This window comes from Hamadaea flava, assembly GCF_024172085.1.
Taxonomy (GTDB): Bacteria; Actinomycetota; Actinomycetes; order Mycobacteriales; family Micromonosporaceae; genus Hamadaea; species Hamadaea flava.
The window spans coordinates 974,705-996,996 of record NZ_JAMZDZ010000001.1; the positions used below are offsets into that span (position 1 = coordinate 974,705).

A 22,292-nucleotide genomic window follows, 5' to 3' on the forward strand; every position below is an offset into this window, starting at 1 on the left:
GTAGTTTCGGATGGTTGCCAGAGGCGGACATTCCGGCCTGGGTCATGCTATCGCCACGCTGTCCCGGCCCCCGGGCCCGCCCCGCGGACTCCCCGGCCGCGTCGCCGCCGCCGGCCTGCGAGCAGTGAGGTGCGCCACCCGGAAGCGCTGCTGACAGGTTGCTCACAGCTTGCTGAGTCAAGGTCGATGACATGGAGGACACGACTCATCGCCCCCAGCTGAGCCGTCGGCGTCTGATGGGCATCCTCGCCGGCGGCATAGCCGCCTCCGCGGTCGGCGGCGTCGGCATCTTCACCACCCAGTCCGGCGGTAACGCCGCCGGACCGTCCCCCGCCCCCGCCACGACCTCTTCCTCCGCGGCCGCCGGGTCCACGTCCGCGTCAGCCGCCGAGAAGACCGTGACCCCGGTCGTACGCGTACAGACCGACGAGGACACCTGGTACGCCTGGCAGTGGGTGAACCTGACGACCGGTGCGACCTACGGATCGGCCGACGCGGCGAAGCAGACGAACAACACCGAGTCGATGATCAAGGCGTGGATCGGGGCCGACTACCTCGCCGGGCTCGAAGCGTCCGGGCAGCCGCTCAGCGACGCCGACAACGCGCTGATCACGAAGATGATCAAGAAGTCCGACAACGCGGCCGCCCAGACGCTGTACCTGCGCCGGGGCGGTGACCAGGTGATCCAGCGGGCGATCGACGAATGCGGGCTCACCGGCACCGCGGTCACCGAGTCCTGGTGGTCGAAGACCCAGATCACCGCGCTCGACGCCACCCGGATGATGCGCGAGATCCTGACCCGGGCCGAGACGTCCGAGCTGGTGCGGTGGCTCGTCGACGACTTGATGCGCAACGTCGACGACGACAACGCCTTCGGCATCGCCCAGGTGCTGGCCGAGACCGATCCGCAGGCCGACCCGGCGGTGAAGAACGGCTGGACCGACCACGCCAACACCGGCCTCTGGAACCTGAACTGCCTGGCCGAGTGGACCTCGACCGGCACCGGCGACCACATCGTGCTCGCGATCCTGACCCGCTACCCGCTCGGCCACGGCCAGGCGTACGGGGAGAAGGTGTGCCGTGAGGTCACCAGCCAGCTCCTGGAACAACTGACCGTCCAGGCGTGACATACAGTCTGGCCATGATCTGGTGGGTCCTGCTGGCCGTCGCCCTCGCCCTCGTCGCCGTCGTCGTCGTCACGCGAACGAGGAAGCCGGCCCGTAAGCCCACCCGGCCGGCACGCGGGCCGAAGACAGGCCCGAAACCCGCGCCGCCCAAACGAAGCACCACCCCGGGCACCGGGCCGCAACCCGGCGAGATCTGGTGGGCCGACGTGCCCTATGAGGACGGCACCGGCCACAAAGTACGCCCGTGCCTGATCCTGCGCGGCGGCTCGCGGGACCGCGAGGTCCTGAAGATCACCAGCCAGGACCAGTCCGACCGCAACGATCACGTCGTCATCCCGACGCGTACCTGGGACCCCGGCGCCGACCACAACAGCTGGCTGGACCTGACCGGCCCGATCCGGGTGCCGCTGGGCGGCTTCCAGGACCGGGCCGGGACGCTCGACGCCAAGATCTGGCAGAAGGTGCGCCGCCTACACGGCGTGTGAGTACGCCTCGATCTCGGCCAGCAGCGCGGACTTGTCCGCCTCCGACGCGAACGACTGGCGTACCGCCGCGCGCGCCAGATCGGCGACGCCGCGCTCGTCGAGGCCGAGCAGTTCGGCGGCGACGGCGTACTCCTTGTTGAGCCAGGTGGAGAACATGGGCGGGTCGTCGGTGTTGATGCTCAGTTGAACACCGGCCGCGACGAGCTGCGGCAGCGGGTGCTCCGCCAGCGAGGCGACCGCCCGGGTGCAGACGTTCGACGTCGGGCAGACCTCCAGCGGAATCTGGTGCTCGGCCAGGTACGCCACCAGCTCCGGATCCTGCACCGCGCGGATGCCGTGACCGATGCGCTCGGCGCCCAGCTCGTGGATGGCGTCCCACATGCTCTGCGCGTCGCTGGTCTCCCCGGCGTGCGGCACCGAGTGGAGTCCGGCCGCCCGGGCGGCGTCGAAGTACGGCTTGAACTGCGGCCGGGGTACGCCGATCTCCGGTCCGCCCAGGCCGAAGCTGATCAGCCCGTCCGGCCGCTGATCGAGCGCGATCCGCAGCGTGTTCTCGGCCGCCTCCAGCCCGGCCTCACCCGGGATGTCGAAGACCCAGCGCAACTGGAGGCCGAGATCGCGGGCGGCGGTCACCCGCACGTCCTCGATCGCCTCGCAGAACGCCTCGGCCGGAATCCCCCGCCGGACGCTCGACCAAGGGGTCACGGTCAGCTCGGCGTACCGGACGTTCTGGCCGGCCAGGTCGGCGGCGATCCCGGCGGTCAGCGTACGCACGTCCTCGGCGTCGCGGATGAGGTCGACGACGCTCAGGTACACCTGGACGAAGTGGGCGAAGTCGGTGAAGGTGAAGTACTCGGCGAGCTTATCGGCGTCGGCCGGCACGGGTGAGGTGCCCTCGTGCCGGGCGGCCAGCGCCGCCACGGTCTGCGGCGACGCGGATCCGACATGGTGCACGTGCAGCTCGGCCTTGGGTAGGCCGGCGATGAACTCCTGCATCGGCAGATCATAGGCGGCCCACCCGCCCCGAGCGTTGATCATGGAGTTTCCGGTCATGACACGCCGTCGAGACCACGGTTGACTCCATGATCAACGGATGGGGTGGGGGTGGGTGGGGTCAGGGTTTGTGGGCGACGAGGAAGATGCGGCGGAAGGGGAAGGGCACCACGTCCCGCCGCACCGGGTACGCCTTGGCGAGGCGGTCCTGCAGCTGATCGCGGAACCGGCTCCAGTCCGCCGGGCGGTCGGCCAGAGCGGCCCGGACCGGCCGCAGCGCGGTCCCCTCCATCCAGGCCAGCACCGGGTGCGGCCCGTCCGGCCGGACCGGCAGCAGATGCAGGTACGTCGTCTCCCACACGTCGACGTCGCAGCCGGCCTCCAGCAGGTCGCCGGCGTACTCGGCGGGTTCCCACACCGCCGCGCCGTCGCGCAGCCCCTCGATCCGCCCGGCCCATTCCGGGCTGGCCGACAGTTCGCGCAGCAGCTGATGCGACGGCGCTTCGAAGTTCCCGGGCACCTGGAAGGCCAGCCACGCCCCCGTACGCACCGCTGCGGCCCACGAGCGCAGCAGCTGGCGATGGCCGGGGACCCACTGCAGGACGGCGTTGCCGACGATCACGTCCACGTCTTCGGGCGGCGTCCAGGTGGACACGTCGCCGACGGCGAACGCGACCTTCCCGGACCGCGCCTCGGGCAGGGACGACGCCGAGTCGATCATCTCGGCGGACGAGTCAAGGCCCTCGATCCGTGCATCGGGCCAGCGCTGGGACAAGGTCACCGTCAAGTTGCCAGGACCGCAACCAAGGTCCACGATGTGGGCAGGCGCGTGACTCCCAACACGTGCCAGAAGATCATGAAATGGGCGAGATCGTTCGTCTCCGTACCGCTGATACACCCGGGGGTCCCACATTGTGCACGCTCCCACGCAGTATTTAGAAAACCGTACGTCCGTCTTGTTTAACGATAACCGAGGTCACAGCGGGCTCACGAGTGGGTTTCCGAATCGTTACGAAGCCCGCTACGCCCCGGCTCTAGACGTAAACCGACGGTAAGGGATTGCATGATCCGATCAGGTCGTGCAAGAACCCAGCAGGGTGAGAAGGAGATGTCCATGGCATCAGCCAGGCGGCGTTCATTCGTGGCGCTCGTCGCGGCAGCCGGGCTCACGCTCGGCGGACTCGCGGCGTGCAACTCCGGCGAGAAGTCCAGCGACAATTTGGACAAGCCGGAGTGCGCGGCATTCAAGGACTACACAGGAATCGCCGGTAAGACCGTCAGCGTCTACACGTCGATCCGGGACGCCGAGGCCGACCTGCTTCAGCAGTCCTGGAAGCAGTGGGCCGACTGCACCGGCGTCAAGATCGACTATGAGGGCAACGGCGACTTCGAGGCCCAGCTCCAGGTACGCGTACAGGGCGGCAACGCGCCCGACATCGCGTTCATCCCCCAGCCCGGTCTGCTGTCGAAGCTGGCCAAGGCCGGGAACCTGAAGCCGGCCGCCGAGAAGACGCAGGCGATGGCCACGCAGAACTACTCGGGCGACTGGCTGAAGTACGCGACGGTCGACGGCAAGCTCTACGGCGCGCCGCTGGGCTCGAACGTGAAGTCGTTCGTCTGGTACTCGCCGAAGATGTTCAAGGACAAGGGCTGGACCATCCCCACCTCCTGGGACGAGCTGATCTCGCTGAGCGACAAGATCGCCGCCACCGGCATCAAGCCGTGGTGCGCCGGCATCGAGTCCGGCAGCGCGACCGGCTGGCCGGCCACCGACTGGATCGAGGACGTCCTCCTGCGTGACCAGGGCCCGGACGTCTACGACCAGTGGGTCGCGCACAGCATCCCGTTCAACGACCCGAAGATCGTCTCGGCGGTCGACAAGGTCGGCTCGATCCTCAAGAACGACAAGTACGTCAACGGCGGCCTCGGCGGCGTGAAGTCCATCGCGACCACCTCCTTCCAGGCCGGCGGCACGCCGATCACGACCGGCAAGTGCGCGCTGCACCGCCAGGCGTCGTTCTACGCCAACCAGTGGCCGCAGGGCACCAAGGTGGCCGAGGACGGCGACGTGTTCGCGTTCTACTTCCCGGCGGTCGACCCGTCGAAGAAGCCGGTGCTGGGCGCGGGCGAGTTCACCGCGATCTTCGACGACCGGCCCGAGGTGCAGGCCTTCCAGACCTACCTGGCCAGCGCGGAGCACGCGAACTCGCGGGCGAAGCTGGGCAACTGGGTCTCCGCCAACAAGGGCCTGGACATCGCGAACGTCGCCAACCCGATCGACAAGAAGTCGGTCGAGATCCTGAAGGACTCCTCGACGGTGTTCCGCTTCGACGGTTCGGACCTCATGCCGGCCTCGGTCGGCGCGGGCTCGTTCTGGAAGGGCATGACCGACTGGATCAACGGCAAGAGCACCAAGGACTCGCTGGACTACATCGAGAACAGCTGGCCGAAGTGATCCTGGGTCACGACGACCCGTCGTGACCGTGACGACATCGACACCAGCCGGAGCTCCGTCCGCATCGGACGGGGCTCCGGCCGCCCACCGGCCCTGTGGGGCACACCGGGAGATCAGATGGATTTCAGCAACGAACCACCGAAACTCTTAGAGCTGCTCTACGGCGTCATCGGCTTCCTGGCCGTGGTCGGCCTGTTGTTGTTCGTGCTCGACAAGCTGCCGATGCGCAAGGACCGGTGGGTCGCCCTGACCTTCCTGTTCCCCGCCGGCCTTCTGCTCACCATCGGCCTGATCGTCCCGGCCATCCGCACGTTCATCCTGTCGTTCACCAAGCCCGACATCGCCAACCCGGGCCAGAACAAGTTCGCGGGATTCGAGAACTACGTCTGGATGTTCACCGAGCCGGAGTCCCGGCACACCCTGCTGAACACGCTGCTGTGGGTGGTGCTGGTCCCGACGGTGTCGACCGCGGTCGGGCTGATCTACTCCGTGCTGGTCGACCGCTCGCGCGGGGAGGCCTTCGCGAAGTCGCTGATCTTCATGCCGATGGCGATCTCATTCGTCGGCGCCGGCATCATCTGGAAGTTCATCTACGAGTACCGCCCCGAGGACGAGCAGCAGCTCGGCCTGCTCAACCAGATCGTGGTGTGGCTGGGCGGCAGCCCTCAGCAGTGGCTGCTCAAGGGCCCGTGGAACACGCTGTTCCTGATCGTCGTGCTGATCTGGATCCAGGCCGGCTTCGCGATGGTCGTCCTGTCCGCCGCGATCAAGGCGATCCCCGCCGAGATCGTCGAGGCGGCCCGCCTGGACGGCGTCACGCCCTGGCAGATGTTCTGGCGGGTCACCGTCCCCAGCATCCGGCCGGCCCTCGTCGTCGTCCTCGTCACCATCACGATCGGCACCCTCAAGGTCTTCGACATCGTCCGCGCGATGACCGGCGGCAACTTCGGGACCAGCGTCCTGGCGTACGACATGTACAACTGGGCGTTCCCGTTCGACAACACCGGACGAGGCTCGACGCTGGCCGTCTTCCTCTTCCTGCTCGTCACGCCGATCGTGATCTACCAGATCCGCAACCTCCGCCAGCAGAGGGAGATCCGATGACCGTCGTACCGCCTGCCGTCGCCAGCGGCGAGACCGAGGTCGCGCCGAGCGATCAGGGCGGCGTGGCCAAGCGCGTCGGCAAGAAGCTGACCAGCCGCACCGCCACCGTCGTCTCGATCGTCATCGCTCTGGTGTGGACGATCCCGACGTTCGGTCTGTTCATCTCCTCGTTCCGGCCGGAGAACGACATCAAGGGCAACGGCTGGTGGAACTTCTTCACCAGTCCCAGCTTCACCCTGGAGAACTACCAGGAGGTGCTGTTCGGCACGTCCAACGTCAACGGGCGGCTGGCCAGCTACTTCATCAACTCGATCGTGATCACGATCCCGTCGGTGCTGTTCCCGGTGTTCTTCTGCAGCCTGGCCGCGTACGCGCTGGCCTGGCTGAACTTCAAGGGCCGGGATTGGATCTACATCGGCATCTTCGCGTTGCAGATCGTGCCGCTGCAGATGGCGCTGGTTCCGCTGCTCAGCTTCTTCAGCCGGGGCGTGACCATCGGCGGCGTGAACATCATGCCCGCCTGGCATCTCGAGGGGCCGGACAAGTTCATCCAGGTCTGGTTCGCCCACACCTGCTTCGCCCTGCCGCTCGGCATCTTCCTGCTGCACAACTTCATGTCCGAGCTGCCGCGCGATCTGATCGAGGCGGCCAAGGTGGACGGCGCCAGCCATCCGAAGATCTTCCGCAGCGTGGTGCTGCCGTTGATCGTGCCGGCCCTGGCCAGCTTCGCGATCTTCCAGTTCCTCTGGGTGTGGAACGACCTGCTCGTGGCGCTCATCTTCGCGGGCGGCAATCAACGCACCGCGCCGCTGACCGTGCGCCTGGCCGAGATGGCCGGTACGCGGGGCAACGAATGGCAGCGCCTGACCTCGGGCGCGTTCATCTCGATCGTCGTACCGCTGATCGTCTTCCTGTCGTTGCAGCGCTACTTCGTCCGTGGCCTGCTCGCGGGCTCGGTCAAGGGCTGATCTCGCGGACCTGTCCCGCCCCGTACGCGGGCGGGACAGGTCGCTAGACCCAAGCCAGGGTGCGCTGCACCGCTTTACGCCACTGGGCCAGCTCCCGATCGCGTACCCCTGCGTCCATGGCGGGAGTCCAGCGGGCCGAGACCGTCCACTGTGACCGGAGCGTCGCGAGATCGGGCCAGTAGCCCACCGCGAGCCCGGCGCCGTACGCCGCCCCGAGACTGGTCGTCTCCGCGACCGCGGGCCGCACGACCTCGACGTCGAGCACGTCCGACTGGAACTGCATGAGCAGCTCGTTGGCGGTCATTCCGCCGTCGACCCGCAGTTGCGACAGGCTGCTGCCCTGCCAGTCCTGGAGCATCGCGTCGACGACCTCGCGGGTCTGCCAGGCGGTCGCCTCCAGTACCGCGCGGGCGATGTGGCCCTTGGTGACGTAGCCGGTGAGCCCGGCGAGGACCCCGCGTGCGTCCGAACGCCAGTGCGGCGCGAACAGTCCCGCGAACGCCGGGACCAGGTAGCACCCGCCGTTGTCGGGCACGCTGGCCGCCAGCGCCTCGATCTCCTCGGCCGAGCGGATGAGGCCGAGGTTGTCGCGCAGCCACTGCACCAGCGAGCCGGTGACCGCGATCGACCCCTCCAGCGCGTACGCGGCCGGGCCGGTGCCGATCTGGTAGCCGACCGTCGTGAGCAGCCCGTGCGTGGAGGCGACCGGCCGGGTGCCGGTGTTGAGCAGCAGGAAGCTGCCGGTGCCGTAGGTGCACTTGGCCTCGCCGGGCGAGAAGCACGTCTGGCCGAACAGCGCCGCCTGCTGATCGCCGAGCGCCGCCGCCACCGGTACGCCCGCCAGCTCGCCCCGCGCCTCGCCGTAGACCTCCACGGACGGGCGGATCTCCGGGAGCATCGCGCGCGGGATGCCCATGGCCTTGACGATGTCGTCGTCCCAGTCGAGCGTCGCGAGATTCATCAGCAGCGTACGGCTGGCGTTGGTGACGTCGGTCAGATGCCGGCCGCCCTTCGGCCCGCCGGTCAGGTTCCAGATGAGCCAGGAGTCGACCGTGCCGAACAGCACCTCCCCCGCCTCGGCGCGCGCCCGCAACCCCGGTACGTGATCGAGCAGCCAGCGCAGCTTCGGTCCGGCGAAATAGGTCGCCAGCGGCAGCCCGGTCTGCGCCCGGAACACCTCCGGCGCGCCGAACTCCTTCAGCAGCGAGTCCGTACGCGTGTCCTGCCAGACGATCGCGTTGTGCACGGGGCGGCCCGTCAGCCGGTCCCAGACGATCGTGGTCTCCCGCTGGTTGGTGATGCCGACGGCGTCGAGGTCGGAGCGGGTGAGCCCGGCGCGGTCCAGCGCCCCGCTCACCACCCGGCGCACGTTGGCCCAGATCTCCTCCGGATCGTGCTCGACCCAGCCCGGCTGCGGGAAGATCTGCTCGTGCTCGTGCTGGTCGACGGCGACGACCTGGCCCTCGGCGTCGAAGACGATGCACCGGGAGGAGGTCGTGCCCTGATCGATGGCTGCGACATACCGCACGCGATGAGGTTACCTGCCCGATTCTGCGCGACCGCGTTCGCGGCAGATCACGGTTACGCATGCTTCCCGCGCCCAAGATCACCTGCGGATCACGGTTACGCATGCTTCCCGCGCCCAAGATCACATGGCTATCCGTGATCTGCCGGCCAAAGACGCCGTGGACAAGGGCCGTGACGCGTGCCATAGTTCTAGGTCACACGACTGGGTCAGGTGACCCACTACGGAGGACGAGCGCATGGCCCGGATGGCGGTGACCGAGCGGCGAGCCGCGCTGATCCAGGCGGCGCTGCGGGTGATCGCAGCCGACGGGGTCGCCGCCGCGACCACCCGGGCGATCACCGCCGAGGCGGGCATGTCGCTGGCCAGCTTTCACTACGCCTTCCGGTCGCGGGACGAGCTGATCGCCGAGCTGATCCCGTACGTCGTGGAGCACGAGAGCCTCGCGGCCGAGCAGACGCTGGCGGTCGGCCACGATCTGCGGGAGACGATCCAGCGAGGTCTCCAGGGCTTCCTGGACCTCGTCGCCGCCGACCCGGCGCGGGAACAGGCGATGTTCGAACTCTCCCTCTACGCGCTGCGGACCGAGGAACTGCACGAGGCTGCCAAGGCCCAGTACGCCAGTTACTACAAGGCGGCCGAAGGCATTGTCGAGGCGGCCGCCCAGCTGACCGGCCGGACGTGGAGCCGCCCGGCGAGCGAGATCGCCCAGATCGTCGTCACCCTGACCGACGGGCTAACCCTCGGCTGGCTGGTGCATCGCGACCGCGCCGCCACCCAGCCCATCCTCGACTTCGCCGCGGACGCGATCGCCGCGCTCGCGGACCCCCTCGACACCTCGGAGCCGGCATGAGCGAGACGCTCGCCGAAAGACCCGCTGTCTTCACCGAACCCGACAAGCCGGTCACGGGCCGCTGGGTCGGCCTGTTCGGGCTGGCCTGGCTGGGCATCTGGATGGCCCAGCTGACCCCCGTCCAACTGCTGCTGCCCGAGCAGGTCGAGGCCCAGCGCCCGGCCACGGACTGGGTCGGCAGCGTCATGGCGTTCGGCGTCATCTCCGGCGTCGCCGGGTTGTTCGCCCTGGTCGCGTACCCGTTGACGGGGGCCCTGTCGGACCGCACGACGTCCCGCTTCGGTCGCCGCCGTCCGTGGATCGCCCTCGGCGCCCTGCTCTTCGCGGTGTCGCTCGTCGTCCTCGGAACCCAGACCGGCGTGGTCGCGGTCGGCGTCTGGTGGACGCTCGCGCTCATCGGCTTCTGCGTGCTCACCGCCGCGCTGACCGCCACGATCTCCGACCAGGTCCCGGTCGGCCAACGCGGGTTCGTCTCCGGCTGGATCTCCGCGCCGCAGGCCATCGGCACCATCCTCGGTCTGCTGCTGGTCACCACGATCTTCACGGGCCGGGTCCGCGGCTACACGACCGTCGCCGTCCTGCTGCTCGCGCTGGTCCTGCCTTTTCTCTTGCGTACGCCGGACGCAGCGCTCCGCCAGGGCGACCGGCCGGCGTCCAGCCTGCGAGGATTGCCCGGGCCGGCTACAGGTACGTACGCTGGCCGTGATCGCCGACGGCTTGCCGTCGGCGAGGTATTGCAGGGACTTTGGGTGTCACCGAAGCAGCACCCTGATTTCGGCTGGACGCTCCTGAGCCGGGTCCTGGTGAACCTGGGCAACGCCTTCGGCACCACGCTGCTGCTGTACTTCCTCAAGTATCACGTCCACGCGGCCGACCCGGACGGCTCGCTGCTGCTCCTCTCCGTGATCTACATGTTCTTCGTGATCGCCGCGTCGCTCTACCTCGGCCGGTTGTCCGACCGCCTGGGCCGCCGCAAGATCTTCGTGATCACGGCGTCGGCCAGCCAGGCCCTGGCCGCCATCCTGCTGGCGGTCTTCCCGAACCTGACCGTCGCCACCGTGGGGGCCGGTCTGCTGGGGCTCGGCTACGGCTGTTTCCTGTCCGTCGACCAGGCCCTGGCGACGCAGGTGCTGCCCGACCCGGCCACCCACGGCAAGGACCTCGGCATCATGAACATCGCGACGACCGTGCCGCAGGCGGTCGCCCCGCTGGTCGGCGCGGCGATCGTCGCGTACGCGGGCGGGTTCGGCGTGCTGTACCTGATCGCCGGGATCACCTCGCTCGTCGGCGCGCTCTGCGTCGCACCCGTGAAAGGCGTCCGATGATCGACCTGTCGTTGCCCGCAGCGCACCTGCCCGTGGACTGGCCCGAGGTCGACAAGGCGACCGCCGACCTCGACCCTCCCTTCGGGACGGTCCACCTGGGAGCGCTGCGGCACAACGCACAGGACATGGTGCGCCGCGCTGGGCCTACCCCTATTCGGGTGGCGAGCAAGAGCATCCGCAGCCGCGAGCTGATCGCGGGCCTGCTGGCCCTGCCGGGCTATCGGGGTGTGCTGGCCTACACGCTGGCGGAGGCGATGTGGCTGGCCGTCACCCTCGACGACGTGGTGGTGGGCTACCCCACCGCGGACCGTGCGGCGCTGACGGAGCTTGCGCTGTCGCCGGAGCTGGCGGCCCGCGTGACGCTGATGGTCGACTCGGTGGAACAGCTCGACTTCATCGACGCCGTGGTGCCGCAGCGTGAGCCGTTGCGGGTGTGCGTCGAGATCGACTCGTCGTACCGGTCGCGGCTGCTCGGCCATGTCGGGGTGTGGCGGTCGCCGATCCGGCAGGCGCCCGAGGCGGCCGCGCTGGCCCGCGAGATCGTCCGGCGGCCGGGCTTCACGCTGGTCGGGATGATGGGCTACGAGGCGCAGATCGCCGGGCTGGGCAACGCTCCGCGCGGCAAGCCGCTCATGGGCCGGATCCTCCGGACCGTTCAGAAGCGATCGATGGCCGAGCTGATCGAGCGCCGGTCGGCCGCCGTCGCCGCCGTCCGCCGGCTGGCCGAGCTGGAGTTCGTCAACGGCGGCGGCACCGGCAGCCTGGAAGCGACCGCGTCCGACCCGTCGGTCACCGAGGTCACCGCCGGATCAGGACTGCTCGGGCCGCACCTGTTCGACAACTACGCGCACTTCCACCCGGCTCCGGCCGCCGCGTTCGCGCTCAGCGTCGTACGCCGTCCCGCGCCGGACCGGGTGACCCTGCTCGGTGGCGGCTGGATCGCCTCCGGCCCGCCTGGACCGGATCGGCTGCCCCAGCTCGTCTGGCCGGCCGGACTGTCCTACGTGGCCCGTGAAGCGGCCGGCGAGGTGCAGACGCCGGTGACCGGGGCGGCGGCCCGATCGCTTCGGGTGGGCGACCGGGTCTGGCTCCGGCACACCAAGGCGGGCGAGGTGTGCGAGCACGTCGACGAGCTGTACATCGTGGACGGACCAGCCGTCGTGGGCGCGGTGCGGACGTATCGCGGCGAACGAAAGGTGTTCCTGTGACCTGGCAGAACTGGGGCCGTTCGGAGTCGGCCAGCCCCGTACGCGTCGTCACTCCGGCGTCGGCCGACGAGGTCGCGACCGCGATCGCCGACGCCCGGCGCGACGGGCTGACGGTCAAGCCGATCGGCGCCGGGCACAGCTTCACCGGCATCGCCGTCGCCGACGGAGTGCAGCTGAACCTGTCGCGCCTGTCCGGCCTGCTGTCGGTGGACCGCGAGCTTCAGCAGGTCACCCTGGCCGCCGGCACGCACCTGCACGAGGTGCCCGCGCTGCTGGCCCCGCACGGGCTGGCCATGCAGAACCTCGGGGACATCGACGCGCAGACCGTCGCCGGGGCCACGTCCACCGGTACGCATGGCACCGGTGCGGCGTTCGGCGGGCTGGCCACCCAGATCGTCGCGGTCACACTGGTCACCGCGGCCGGTGAGATCCTGCGGATCGACGCCTCGCACGAGCTGTTCAACGCCGCCCGCCTCGGGCTCGGCTCGCTCGGCGTCCTCGTCGACATCACCGTGCAGTGCGTACCGGCGTTCAAGCTGGCCGCGGTGGAGGCGCCTGAGCCGTTGGCCGGCGTACTGGAGTCCTTTCTGGAGCGGTCGGCCGCGCCCGATCACTTCGAGTTCTACTGGTTCCCGCACACCACGACGGCGCTGACGAAGACGAACACCCGGCTCGCGCTGACCGAGCCCAGCGTCCCGTTGGGCGGCTTCAAGCGGTGGCTGGACGACGAGTTCATGTCGAACACCGTGTTCTCCTGGGTGTGCGGCATCGGCCGGTCAATCCCAGCGGCCATCCCGTCGATCAACCGGCTCGCCTCGCAGCTGACCGGCGACCGCGCCTTCACCGACGTGTCGACCTCGGTCTTCACGACCGTCCGCCGGGTCCGGTTCCGGGAGATGGAGTACGCCCTCGCGGTCGAGGCGATTCCCGAGGCCGTACGCGAGATCGACCGGCTCATCACCCGCAAGGGCTGGCGGATCTCCTTTCCCCTCGAAGTACGCGTCGCCGCGCCGGACGACATCTGGCTGTCCACGGCGTACGGACGCCGGACCGGATACGTCGCGGTCCACCGCTACGTCAAGGAAGACCACCACGAGTACTTCCGCGCGGTCGAAGAGGTCTTCCGGACCTTCGGCGGCCGGCCGCACTGGGGCAAGATCCACTATCGGGACGCGGGCGACTTCGCCACGCTGTACCCCCGGTTCGACGACTTCCTCGCGGCGCGCGACAAGCTCGACCCGGACCGCGTCTTCGCCAACGCCTACCTGACCCGCGTCCTCGGCTGACCCCCGTCCTCGGCCGACCCGCGTCCTCGGCCGACCCCCGTTGGGGTGCAGATCACGGTTACGCAGGCCAAAATCGCTCGGGGAGGCATGCGTAACCGTGATCTGCAGCCCAACGACGGGACGGGAGCGGCAGCGTCAGGCGGCTGGGCGGTGGGTGGCGGCGTGCCGAGCGACCTTGGCCCGGTTCCCGCACACCGCCATGACGCACCAGCGTCGCCGCCCGCGCGGGTCGCGGAACAGCCATCCGCAGCCGGCTCCGGCGCAGGCGCGTACTTCGGTGCTGCCGGGCGAGGCGAGCAACCGGGCGGCCTGGTGGACGATCGCGCGTAACGGACGCTCCGCGTCGTCGCCGTAATCCCATGCCGCCGCGGACTCCGAGCCAGTCTCCGCAGCTGGTCGCAGGCCCGGGGCGAGCGTCCGGACGTAGTGGGAGATGAGCGACCAGTCCGCGTCGGCGCCGGTCAGCGCCTGGTAGTAGGCCCGCCGGAACTCCAGGACCCGGGCCAGCACCCGGTCCCCGTCCGCCGGGTCCGCCGTGGCCAGGTCGGGCAGCAGCCCGGCGTGCCGCGCCCACACCGCTACATGCTCATAGCTGTGCAGGTATTCGTGGGTCTCGGCGCCACCGTCCCAGGCGGCGCGGGTGTTGCAGATTTCGAGCGCCACGTCTCCGGCGACGATGGCGGGCATCCGCAGACCGTCGACCATGACAGGCATTGCTCTACCCCTTAGTCAACCACTAACCTCTGAACCGTACTCTACCGGTTAGCTCTCCAGCAGGAGAAGACCGGCGAGCTCTCCTTGAGGAGATGGCGTGCGGGCGATCCTCTCACTGGCCCTGGCCCGGCTCTATCGGGGGCCGACCCGATGGCTGCTCATCGTGGCCGGGGTGGCCGTCGCGACGCTGCTGCCGATGTCGGCCGCCGCCACCGCCGCCGCCACGTCGACGAAGGCACTGGCGCATGGCCTGGCCGCGCTGCCGCCCGGCGAGCAGAGCCTGATCGTCTCCTACCCGAACCTCGCGATGGAGTCCGCACAGCTCAACGGCATGGACTCCCAGGTACGCAGCCAGCTGGCCAAGCTGACCCGGCATCCCGCTAGGGCCCAGATGCTGTTCCGGGAGATGGGCGACACCGCCGGGGGTTCGTTCTTCCTGGGCGCCGCCGACGACCTCGCCTCCGGCGTCGAGGTGACCAGCGGGCGGCTGCCGGCCTCGTGCACGCCGCAGCGCTGCGAAGTCCTCCTCATCGGACAGACGCCGCCGAAGATGCCGGACGGGCTCGGCGTGGAGATCGTCGGGACCGGCGTACGCACGGATCCGCTGCTGCTGACCGGCACGTTCGAGCCGAAGCGCGACATCCCGCTGCTGCTCGCCGACGGGGTGGCCAAGGCGAGCGCGATCGATTCGCTGACCGCTTTCCAACGGCAGTACGGCTGGGTCGCCCCGCTCGACGTCGAGCGGGCCTCGGCCGACGTGGACGGGTATCTGGACGCCAGCCGCCAGGCCGGCGACGACCTGTCGCGCTACAGCGTCGGGCTGCACCTCACCGCGCCCGACGAGGTGCTCCGCAGCGAGCACGACCGCGCCCAGCGCAGCACCCGCCGATTCGACCTGCTGAGTGGGGCCGCGACGGCGTTGCTGGTCGGCTTCGCCGTGATCGGCGCGGTCGGCGCCCGCCGGGATCACCGCGCGGTCGTCGCCCTCGTACGCCGTCGCGGCGCGCCCGCTCGCCGGCTGTTCACCCTCACCGCCGTCACGGCCGTCATCCCTGTCCTGATCGGAACCGTGCTCGGCGTCCTCCTCGGACTGGCCGTCTTCGGCACGACCGCGTTGTCCGGCACCACGTCGACCCAGATCGCGGTGACGACGGTGCTGGCCGCGGTGCTTCTCGGGGCCGCGCTCAGCTGGGCGCCGGAGCATCCGTGGCGGGCGGTCGACGCCGTGGTGGTCGCCGGGATCGTCGTGGCCGCCGTCGCACTCGCCCGGGGCGCGGTCACCGTGCAGGCCATCAATCAGCGTACGGACCCGTTGCTGGTCGCCTTGCCGATCATCGCGATCGTCTGCGGCGGGCTCCTGGCCGGGCGGCTCTTCCCCTTGGTCGCGCCGTTGGGCGTACGCCTGACGCGCCGGTTGCCGGGCGCGGCCGGGCTGCCCGTGCGCCTGGGCCTGTCCGGCGCGGTACGCCGGCCGCTCCGCGCGGTCGCGACAGTGGCCTTCCTCGCCGCCGCGACCGGAATCGTCCTGTTCGCCGGCGGCTACCGGGCGACCTTGCAGCAAGGCGCGGTCGACCAGGCGACGTTCGCCGTCCCGCTCGACGTGAGTGTCCGATCGGGACAGAACCTGCGCCGCCCGCTCGACATCGCCGACGAGTCCGCCTATGCCCGGCTCGTCCCCGGAACGCTGACCGCCAGAGTCGTACGCGCCACCGCAGGGATCCGGGTCAACGCGGCCGAGACGAAGGCGGCCGAGGTCGTCGGGGTGACACCGGAGGCTCTCACGCGCATCCCCGCCTGGGACCGGGTCACCGGCGGCGACGACGCCGCCCGCTCGGCGCAGCTCATCACGGCCGCCGCGCCGGACCGCGGCTGGCGCGTACCGGCGGGCACGAAGAATCTGGCGTTCGACGTGCTGGGCCCGCTGGACGATCTGAAGATCACGGCGTGGCTGCGCGACGCCGGCGGCCGGGACTTCGCGGTCGAGCTGATCCGATCCGGCCAGCGGCTGACCGGTGAGCTGGCCAAGGCGACCACCACCGAGGCCAAGCTGTTCGCCCTGAACATCGCCGAGACCGCCGACTACGGCCAGCGCCGGCAGCACCACACCGGCGAGGGCGGCCTCGACGTCCCGGTCCTGTCCGGGCGCCTGACGGTGACCGGGCTCGGCAACACCTTCGAGACCGACTACGAGCTGGCCACCGGCCGGATGGTGGCGCTGATCGGGGCGACGCCGGAGACCGAGCTGCCGGTCATCGTCGACCCGGTGACAGCGACCGCCGCAACCGGCGGCAAGCTCCAGCTCAGCGTCCAGGGCTCGGCTCCGGTCACCGGCCGGATCGTGCAGGTCCTGCCCCGCTTCCCCGCGACCGGGGACCGGTTCGTCGTCGCCGACGTGCGGGCGCTCGCCGACGCGCTCGACGCCCGGGAGCCGGGAACCGGTTCGGTGAGCGAACTCTGGCTGTCCTCACCGGACCCGGACGCATTGCGCCAGAACCTCGCGAAGTCGCCGTACGACCAGCTCACCGTGCGGTCGCGCGCCCAGGTCGAGGACCAGCTGGCGACCGACCCGCTCGCCGTCGGCGCGGCGCGTCTGCTGTGGACGGGCGCCCTCGTCGCCCTCGGCGTCGCCGCCGTCGCCCTGGTGCTGCTGGTCATCGCCGAACGCCGGGACGACGCGGCAGAGCTGTACGCCTGGGAGAGCGACGGCCTGACGCCGGGCGCGCTACGGGGCCTGCTGTTCGCCCGCGCCACCGCCGTCGTCGCCGTCGCGGTGCCCTGTGGCGTACTGCTGGGGCTGCTGCTGACCCGGCTGACGACAGCGCTGGTGCTGGTGACGGCGGTCGGCTCCGCGCCTCGGCCGCCGCTCGCCCTGGCGGCGTCGCCGCTGCAACTCGCCGCCGTGCTCGGCGCGGGCGTCGGGCTCGGCCTGCTCTGCGCCGGGCTGGTCGCCTGGCGCTCGTTCCGCACTCCCCTGCCCGTCCGACCAGAGGCACTCTGATGCCCCGCCCGACCGGAGGCACGCTGATGCCTCGCCCGACCGGAGGCACGCTGATGCCGCAGGTCCACCGATCCCGTCGGATCAGGGTTCCGGGTCCGATCTTCCGCCATGATCCGACCCGGAACCCTGATCCGGCGCTCACCACGGCGCTCGTCACGGCGCACCCCTCGGCGCGTTCGACGGCGCGCCGGCCGACCCGCCCGGAGGAATCGCCGTGAGCCCAGTCATTCGCGCCGACGACTTGTTCTGCCTGCATCGCGTACCCGGCAACGGATTCGTCGCGGCGTTGCGCGGGCTGACCCTGGAACTGGCCCCCGGTGAGCGCCTGCTCGTGCACGGCCCGAACGGCTCCGGCAAGACGACACTGCTGCGAGTGCTGGCGGGCGAGGTCTCGCCCAGCGCGGGCACGGTCACGGTCGGCGGCGTCGACCTCGTGGGCGCGCCGCAGGCTGAGACCGCGCGGCTGCGGTCTCGCGTACTCGGGCTGGTGGATCAGCAGAAGACGCTCATCCCCGAGCTGTCCGTTGTCGACAACATCGCGCTCCAGAGCCGGGTGGGGACGCGGAAGGTCGACAAGCCCCGCGACACCGCGCTCAAGCTCCTCGCGACCTTGGGGCTCACCGACCTGGCGCACCGATCGCCGGGCTCGCTGTCGGGCGGCGAGGCTCAGCGCGTCGCCGTCTGCGCCGCGGTGGCCCACTCCCCGACCCTCGTGCTCGCCGACGAGCCGACCGGCGAACTCGACCGGACCTCGGCCGACGCGATCTACGATCTGCTCGTCGCGGCCACGGCCGCCGTCGGCGCGTCGCTGCTCGTGGTCAGCCACGACGTCCGCGCGGCGCGGATCGCCGACCGGGTGGTCCGGATCCGCGACGGGCGGCTGTCCGAGGAGTGGCGTCCCGGTCAGCCGGAGGACCTGGTCGTCGACGACCGCGGCTGGGTGCGGCTTCCGCTCGCCCTTCATCGGGTACGCCCAGAGCCGCGACCGGACGGGCTGCTGCTTCGTCCGTCCACACCGGTCGAGCAGACGCGACCGGAGTCGGTGTCCGTCGCACCGCACCCGCCCGGCGACGCCGTCGCCGCGCTTTCGGAGGTGGCGCTGGCCCGGGACGGCCGGGCGATCCTGACCGGACTCTCGTTCGAGGTGCGCGCGAGCGCCTGGACGATCCTCAAGGGACGATCAGGTTCCGGGAAGACGACGTTGCTGCGACTGCTGGCCGGGTTGGAACGGCCGGACTCGGGCCGGGTCGTCGTCCAGGGCACCGATCTGTCCACTCTCAACCGCACCGAGCTGGCCCGGTTCCGGCGTACCTGGCTGGGCGTCGCCGGACAGCGCGCGGCACTCGTCGAGACGCTGGACGCCGTGGCCAACCTCCACGTCGCCCGGGAGGCCCGGGGGCTGCCGGAGAATCCGGAGCTGATCGGGCAGCTGATCGCCCGGCTCGGGTTGACCGGCGTACGCCACCGGCCGGTGGAGACGTTGTCGGGCGGGGAACGCCAGCGGGTCGCCGTGGCGCGGGCGCTGGCCGCCGAGCCGTCGATCGCCGTGTTCGACGAGCCGACCTCGCAGCAGGACGAGGCACACGCCGAACTGGTGGCGGCGACCCTGCGGGCGGCGGCGCGGGCCGGGGCGGCGATCGTCGTCGCCACCCACGACCCGCTCCTCCTTCAGGCCGCTACGTCATCGGTCGCTTCTGCTCGACCTACTTCTTGACCTGGTACGCCCCGATGATCGTCTGCTCGACGACCACCCCGGACGCGTCGCTGCCCTGGGCGCGCAGCGAGATCGTGCTGCCCGCCTTCTGCGGCAGGAACGCGTACCAGGCGGGGCCGGCCTGGACGACCAGCACCGAGTGCCAGGTCTTGCCGCCGTCGGTGGAGTAGTCCACCTTCAGCTTGCGCAGCGGCGCCGTCCCGGAGTCCGGCTGCCCCGCCACCGTGATCGGCACCATCGCGATCGGCGCCGGCGAGGCCAGCCCGGTGGCGGCGTCGATGTCCGGGGCGAAGCTCACCGAGGTGACCGGCAGGCGGGCGAACCCGGCCAGCGGATCGTCGCCGACCTCGACGTGCTTCGACCGGAACGACCAGCTCGCAGTGACCTTCGTGGAGAACCGGCTGTCCCGGGTGACCTCGGTGACCACCTTGTAGTTCGCCGCTTCCGGCGGCACCTCGACGTCGAGGTAGGGATCGGTGGACTCGGCGATCTTCACCCCGTTGCGATAGAGCGTGGACTTCGCCGACGCGTACGCCGAGAAGCCCGCGTGCCCGGCCCCGTCGCCGAAGGTCGGCGGGCCGATGATCAGCTCGTCGCCGGACCGGACCAGGTATTGGAACGGATACTGGGCCGTGCCGAACGCCGGCCCGAACACCGGGGCGTTCCACGACTCGGCGGTGGTGCGGCCCGGCTTGAGGACACGCCGCGGACCCGTCTGGTAGGCCCACTTGCCGCCCTCCGGATCCGACCAGTCCTGCTCCTGGTACTCGTCCTGCCAGGCGGCGTCACCGTTGAAGTACAGGGTCCGCTGGAACGGTGTCTGGAAGGAGACGCCCATCGACCAGCCGCCCCCGAGGGGATCGTTCACCGGTGTCGGATGGCTGAAGACCACCGACTCCAGTCCGGGCGCGTTCTGGTGGTAGGTGGCCTTGACCGTGGCGAGATCCCGCTTGGCCAGTTGCTTGTCGAGGCCGGTCGGGAAACTCTTCGGGAAGTACCAGGCCAGGTTGTACATGCTGGGCGCGTTGAACAGCGTCCCGTCCGGCCCCGGCGTCGCCCAGCCCGAGGTGACCGAGCTGGACAGACCCTCCACCGGCGACGGGCCGATCAGCCCGCTGTAAAGCTTGCCGAGGCCCTCGTCCCCGAGCAGCCCGAAGCCGGCCGCGCTGCCGTTCGGGAAGGTGTACTCGGCGTCCAGGATGGTGGCGACGTTGATCGCGGCCGGATCGGGCACCTTGGTCCGCACCGGCCGCGCCGTACGCATGTCGAGGACGGCCGTGCCGGTGGCGGCCACGACGAGCTTCGGCTGGATCAGCATCGTGGTCGACCGCTCGTCGAGGTCGTCCAGCCAGCTGTTGACGAAGTACTCGCCCTTGGGCAGCCGGATGGTCTCCGCACCGCCGCCGAAGAGCACGTATTCACTGACGCCACCGCCGTTGAGGATCGTCAGGTGGCTGTCGTTCGGCGTACCGTCACGCGAGATGTGCTCGAAGGTGATGTCGTAGCTTTCCACCTCCTTCTCCACGCCGTAGGGGACGCTCACGCTCACTCCGGACGCGGTTCCGACGAGCTGGCCGCTGTAGAAGCCGTCAGCAACGTCGGCGCGAGTGTCCGCGGTGAGGGTGACCGATGCCGAACCGCCGGCGGGGACCGTCACGGTCGGCGCGCTGAGCGAGAACAGCGAGCCCGGGTCGCCGGCCCCCGTTGTGTGCAGGGCCAGGGTCAGCGTTACGTCGGCCGTCCCGCTGTTGTGATAGGTGACCGTCTTGGTGATCGGGGTGTCGTCGCCGTGCGGCCACGCGGCCAACCCGAAGCTGACGGACGGCGCTTCCGCCGTGATCGTCTGCCCGATCGCGCGGGCCACATCGACCCGGCCCGCACCCTGACCGAACGCGGCAATCCCGTCCAGCGGCTTGGCCGAGCCCATCAAGGTCGCCTTCACCTGCGCCGGAGTCCACTGCGGATGCTCCTGCACCAGCAATGCCGCCGAACCCACGGTATGCGGGGTCGCCATCGACGTGCCCGAGAGCGTCGCGTACGGCTCGCCGGGGGTGCACAGGAAACCCACCGAGCTGCACGCGGCCACGATGTCCACGCCCGGCGCGGAGATCTCCGGCTTGACCGCCGCGTCGCCGACCCGCGGGCCTCGGCTGGAGAACTCGGCCAGCTCGTCGGTCTTCGACGTCGCGGCCACCGCCAACGCAGCGTCGGCACTGGCCGGTGAGCCGACCGTCCGGTCACCGAACTCGCCGTCGTTGCCCGCCGCGATCACGAACAACGTCCCGTACTGCGCGGTCAGGTCGTTGACCGCCTGCTCCAGCGGATCGATGTCAGGAGTGTCCGGCCCGCCCAGGCTCAGGTTGACCACGTCGGCGCCCTGCTCGGCCGCCCACTGCATGCCCGCCAGGATCCATGACTCGGCACACCCGACGTCGACGCAGATCTTGCCGTTGAGCAGCTGCGCATCCGGGGCGACGCCCTTGTACCTGCCGCCCGACGCCGCACCACTACCCGCGATCGTCGACGCGACATGCGTACCGTGCCCGACATGATCACGGTCGTCCTCGTCGGGGTAGTCGGCAGCGGCGAAGTTCTGCCGAGCGATCACCTTTCCCGCCAGATCCGGGTGGGTCTCGTCGATGCCGGTGTCCAGCACCGCCACCTTCACCCCAGCCCCGGTGTAGCCGGCCTGCCAGGCCGTAGGCGCCCCGATCAGCGGAACGCTGACGTCCAGCGTCGGCTTGCGTACCCCATCGAGCCAGATCTTCGCCGTGGCCAGCGGCTGAGCCGCGAGCCGCGAGTCCGAACCGGTCAGGCCCTTCCACAGGGTGCCGAGCTTGCCCTTGTCAGCTCGCCCGGCCGAGCCGTGCACCGCCTTGAGCGAGCGGGTCAGCTTCAGACCGGTGTCGGCCGGTGGCGCGGACTTGGCCGTCACGATCAGCGGCAGATCGACCCGGCGATCGTCGTAACGGAACTGGATCAGCGCGGTGACGTCGAACAACCGCGAGTCCAGTCGGCCCGCCGCCAGCAACGGCCGGGCATCGGACGGAATGACGTGCAGATGACCTTTCGACTGGTAACTCGCGAACGTGATGTGATCGCGGCCGTTCCCTCGGATCACGCTGATGCGCCCGGAGTCGGCGACGCGCAGAACGTCGCCGGTGATCAGCGTGACGGTGTGAGCCCGGCCCGGAAGCGTGGCACGGATGCCCCCGTTGGTCGTGGCGGTCGGGTTTGCGTTGACGGGTCCGGACGGCGCCGCCCCGGCGGGTACCCCGCCGACCAGCACCGCCAGCGCGAAGGCGGCCGCCAGAACGCGGCTTCCTTCTCGTCGGTGTCGAAGCATGACCTCCCCTATCCGTGTAATGGCATCCATGAGTTCATGGATGCCTGCACTCCGGAAGACGCCACTAATGGAGATCGCGTTGCACCGGAAACGGGCCAATTTCGCCTGCGCCCTAGTCGATCCGCGTTACGGGCAAGTGCCTGAAATATTCAAATGTGGTTGCGGGTCTTCCGGAGGAAGAGTCATCCGAG

At 70.1% G+C, this 22,292-nt stretch carries 16 protein-coding genes and 1 pseudogene; 12 read left to right on the forward strand and 5 right to left on the reverse strand.

Going from position 1 to position 22,292, the window contains the following annotated elements:
* Window positions 1-191: 191 nt before the first annotated feature.
* Both HDA40_RS04760 and HDA40_RS04765 read left to right on the forward strand, forming a co-directional pair.
* Window positions 192-1,127, forward strand: a complete 936-nt coding sequence (locus tag HDA40_RS04760; protein ID WP_253752202.1) for a serine hydrolase — start codon at window positions 192-194, stop codon at window positions 1,125-1,127.
* Between the two features lie 14 nt (window positions 1,128-1,141).
* A complete protein-coding gene (locus HDA40_RS04765) occupies window positions 1,142-1,612 on the forward strand; it encodes a type II toxin-antitoxin system PemK/MazF family toxin (protein ID WP_253752205.1) in 471 nt (156 codons plus the stop codon).
* Here the strand turns inward: HDA40_RS04765 and HDA40_RS04770 are convergent.
* Window positions 1,598-2,608, reverse strand: coding sequence for an adenosine deaminase (locus HDA40_RS04770; RefSeq protein ID WP_253752208.1), 1,011 nt, complete (start codon window positions 2,606-2,608; stop codon window positions 1,598-1,600). The genes HDA40_RS04765 and HDA40_RS04770 overlap by 15 nt on opposite strands.
* A gap of 118 nt (window positions 2,609-2,726) precedes the next feature.
* Window positions 2,727-3,518 carry a trans-aconitate 2-methyltransferase gene (locus HDA40_RS04775; protein ID WP_253752211.1) on the reverse strand — a complete coding sequence of 264 codons (792 nt, stop codon included), beginning with the start codon at window positions 3,516-3,518 and terminating at the stop codon, window positions 2,727-2,729.
* A 201-nt stretch (window positions 3,519-3,719) separates the two neighbouring features.
* Here HDA40_RS04775 and HDA40_RS04780 point away from each other — a divergent pair, with 201 nt between their 5' ends.
* The 3 genes from HDA40_RS04780 to HDA40_RS04790 all read left to right on the forward strand — a co-directional run bounded on the left by HDA40_RS04780 (window position 3,720) and on the right by HDA40_RS04790 (window position 7,132).
* Window positions 3,720-5,060, forward strand: coding sequence for an ABC transporter substrate-binding protein (locus HDA40_RS04780; protein ID WP_372502843.1), 1,341 nt, complete (start codon window positions 3,720-3,722; stop codon window positions 5,058-5,060).
* A gap of 117 nt (window positions 5,061-5,177) precedes the next feature.
* The gene (locus tag HDA40_RS04785) at window positions 5,178-6,164 is read left to right on the forward strand and encodes a carbohydrate ABC transporter permease (RefSeq protein ID WP_253752217.1); all 987 of its coding nucleotides are present in this window, start codon (window positions 5,178-5,180) and stop codon (window positions 6,162-6,164) included.
* Complete coding sequence (locus HDA40_RS04790; protein WP_253752220.1) at window positions 6,161-7,132, forward strand: carbohydrate ABC transporter permease; 972 nt, start codon at window positions 6,161-6,163, stop codon at window positions 7,130-7,132. The genes HDA40_RS04785 and HDA40_RS04790 overlap by 4 nt, the downstream gene beginning before the upstream one ends.
* A gap of 43 nt (window positions 7,133-7,175) precedes the next feature.
* Here the strand turns inward: HDA40_RS04790 and glpK are convergent, their stop codons facing one another.
* Window positions 7,176-8,660, reverse strand: coding sequence for a glycerol kinase GlpK (glpK, locus tag HDA40_RS04795; protein ID WP_253752223.1), 1,485 nt, complete (start codon window positions 8,658-8,660; stop codon window positions 7,176-7,178).
* A 235-nt stretch (window positions 8,661-8,895) separates the two neighbouring features.
* Between glpK and HDA40_RS04800 the strand changes: the two genes are divergently transcribed.
* Genes HDA40_RS04800 through HDA40_RS04815 form a run of 4 tightly spaced genes read left to right on the forward strand, consistent with a single transcriptional unit; the run spans window position 8,896 to window position 13,329 of the window.
* Entirely contained in the window at window positions 8,896-9,510 is a 615-nt protein-coding gene (locus HDA40_RS04800) for a TetR/AcrR family transcriptional regulator (RefSeq protein WP_253752227.1), read from the forward strand.
* A complete protein-coding gene (locus HDA40_RS04805) occupies window positions 9,507-10,835 on the forward strand; it encodes an MFS transporter (RefSeq protein WP_253752230.1) in 1,329 nt (442 codons plus the stop codon). The genes HDA40_RS04800 and HDA40_RS04805 overlap by 4 nt, the downstream gene beginning before the upstream one ends.
* The gene (locus HDA40_RS04810) at window positions 10,832-12,043 is read left to right on the forward strand and encodes an alanine racemase (protein ID WP_253752233.1); all 1,212 of its coding nucleotides are present in this window, start codon (window positions 10,832-10,834) and stop codon (window positions 12,041-12,043) included. The genes HDA40_RS04805 and HDA40_RS04810 overlap by 4 nt, the downstream gene beginning before the upstream one ends.
* Window positions 12,040-13,329, forward strand: a complete 1,290-nt coding sequence (locus tag HDA40_RS04815; RefSeq protein WP_253752235.1) for a D-arabinono-1,4-lactone oxidase — start codon at window positions 12,040-12,042, stop codon at window positions 13,327-13,329. The genes HDA40_RS04810 and HDA40_RS04815 overlap by 4 nt, the downstream gene beginning before the upstream one ends.
* Before the next feature lie 135 nt (window positions 13,330-13,464).
* Here the strand turns inward: HDA40_RS04815 and HDA40_RS04820 are convergent, their stop codons facing one another.
* Window positions 13,465-14,043 (reverse strand): CGNR zinc finger domain-containing protein, encoded by a 579-nt coding sequence (locus HDA40_RS04820; RefSeq protein ID WP_253752237.1) that lies wholly within the window; start codon window positions 14,041-14,043, stop codon window positions 13,465-13,467.
* Window positions 14,044-14,140: 97 nt separating this feature from the next.
* Between HDA40_RS04820 and HDA40_RS04825 the strand changes: the two genes are divergently transcribed.
* From HDA40_RS04825 to HDA40_RS42680, 3 genes and pseudogenes are all read left to right on the forward strand, one after another.
* Window positions 14,141-17,041 (forward strand): FtsX-like permease family protein, encoded by a 2,901-nt coding sequence (locus HDA40_RS04825; protein ID WP_253752239.1) that lies wholly within the window; start codon window positions 14,141-14,143, stop codon window positions 17,039-17,041.
* Window positions 17,042-17,339: 298 nt separating this feature from the next.
* Window positions 17,340-17,762: pseudogene (locus tag HDA40_RS42675) on the forward strand (ATP-binding cassette domain-containing protein); the annotation flags it as partial.
* A 372-nt stretch (window positions 17,763-18,134) separates the two neighbouring features.
* The gene (locus HDA40_RS42680; RefSeq protein ID WP_443671304.1) at window positions 18,135-18,755 is read left to right on the forward strand and encodes an ATP-binding cassette domain-containing protein; all 621 of its coding nucleotides are present in this window, start codon (window positions 18,135-18,137) and stop codon (window positions 18,753-18,755) included.
* On the opposite strand, the gene HDA40_RS04835 is transcribed toward HDA40_RS42680, so the two are convergent.
* On the reverse strand, window positions 18,745-22,101 hold the full coding sequence (locus HDA40_RS04835) for a S8 family serine peptidase (protein ID WP_253752243.1): 3,357 nt from the start codon (window positions 22,099-22,101) through the stop codon (window positions 18,745-18,747). The genes HDA40_RS42680 and HDA40_RS04835 overlap by 11 nt on opposite strands.
* Window positions 22,102-22,292 lie beyond the last annotated feature (191 nt).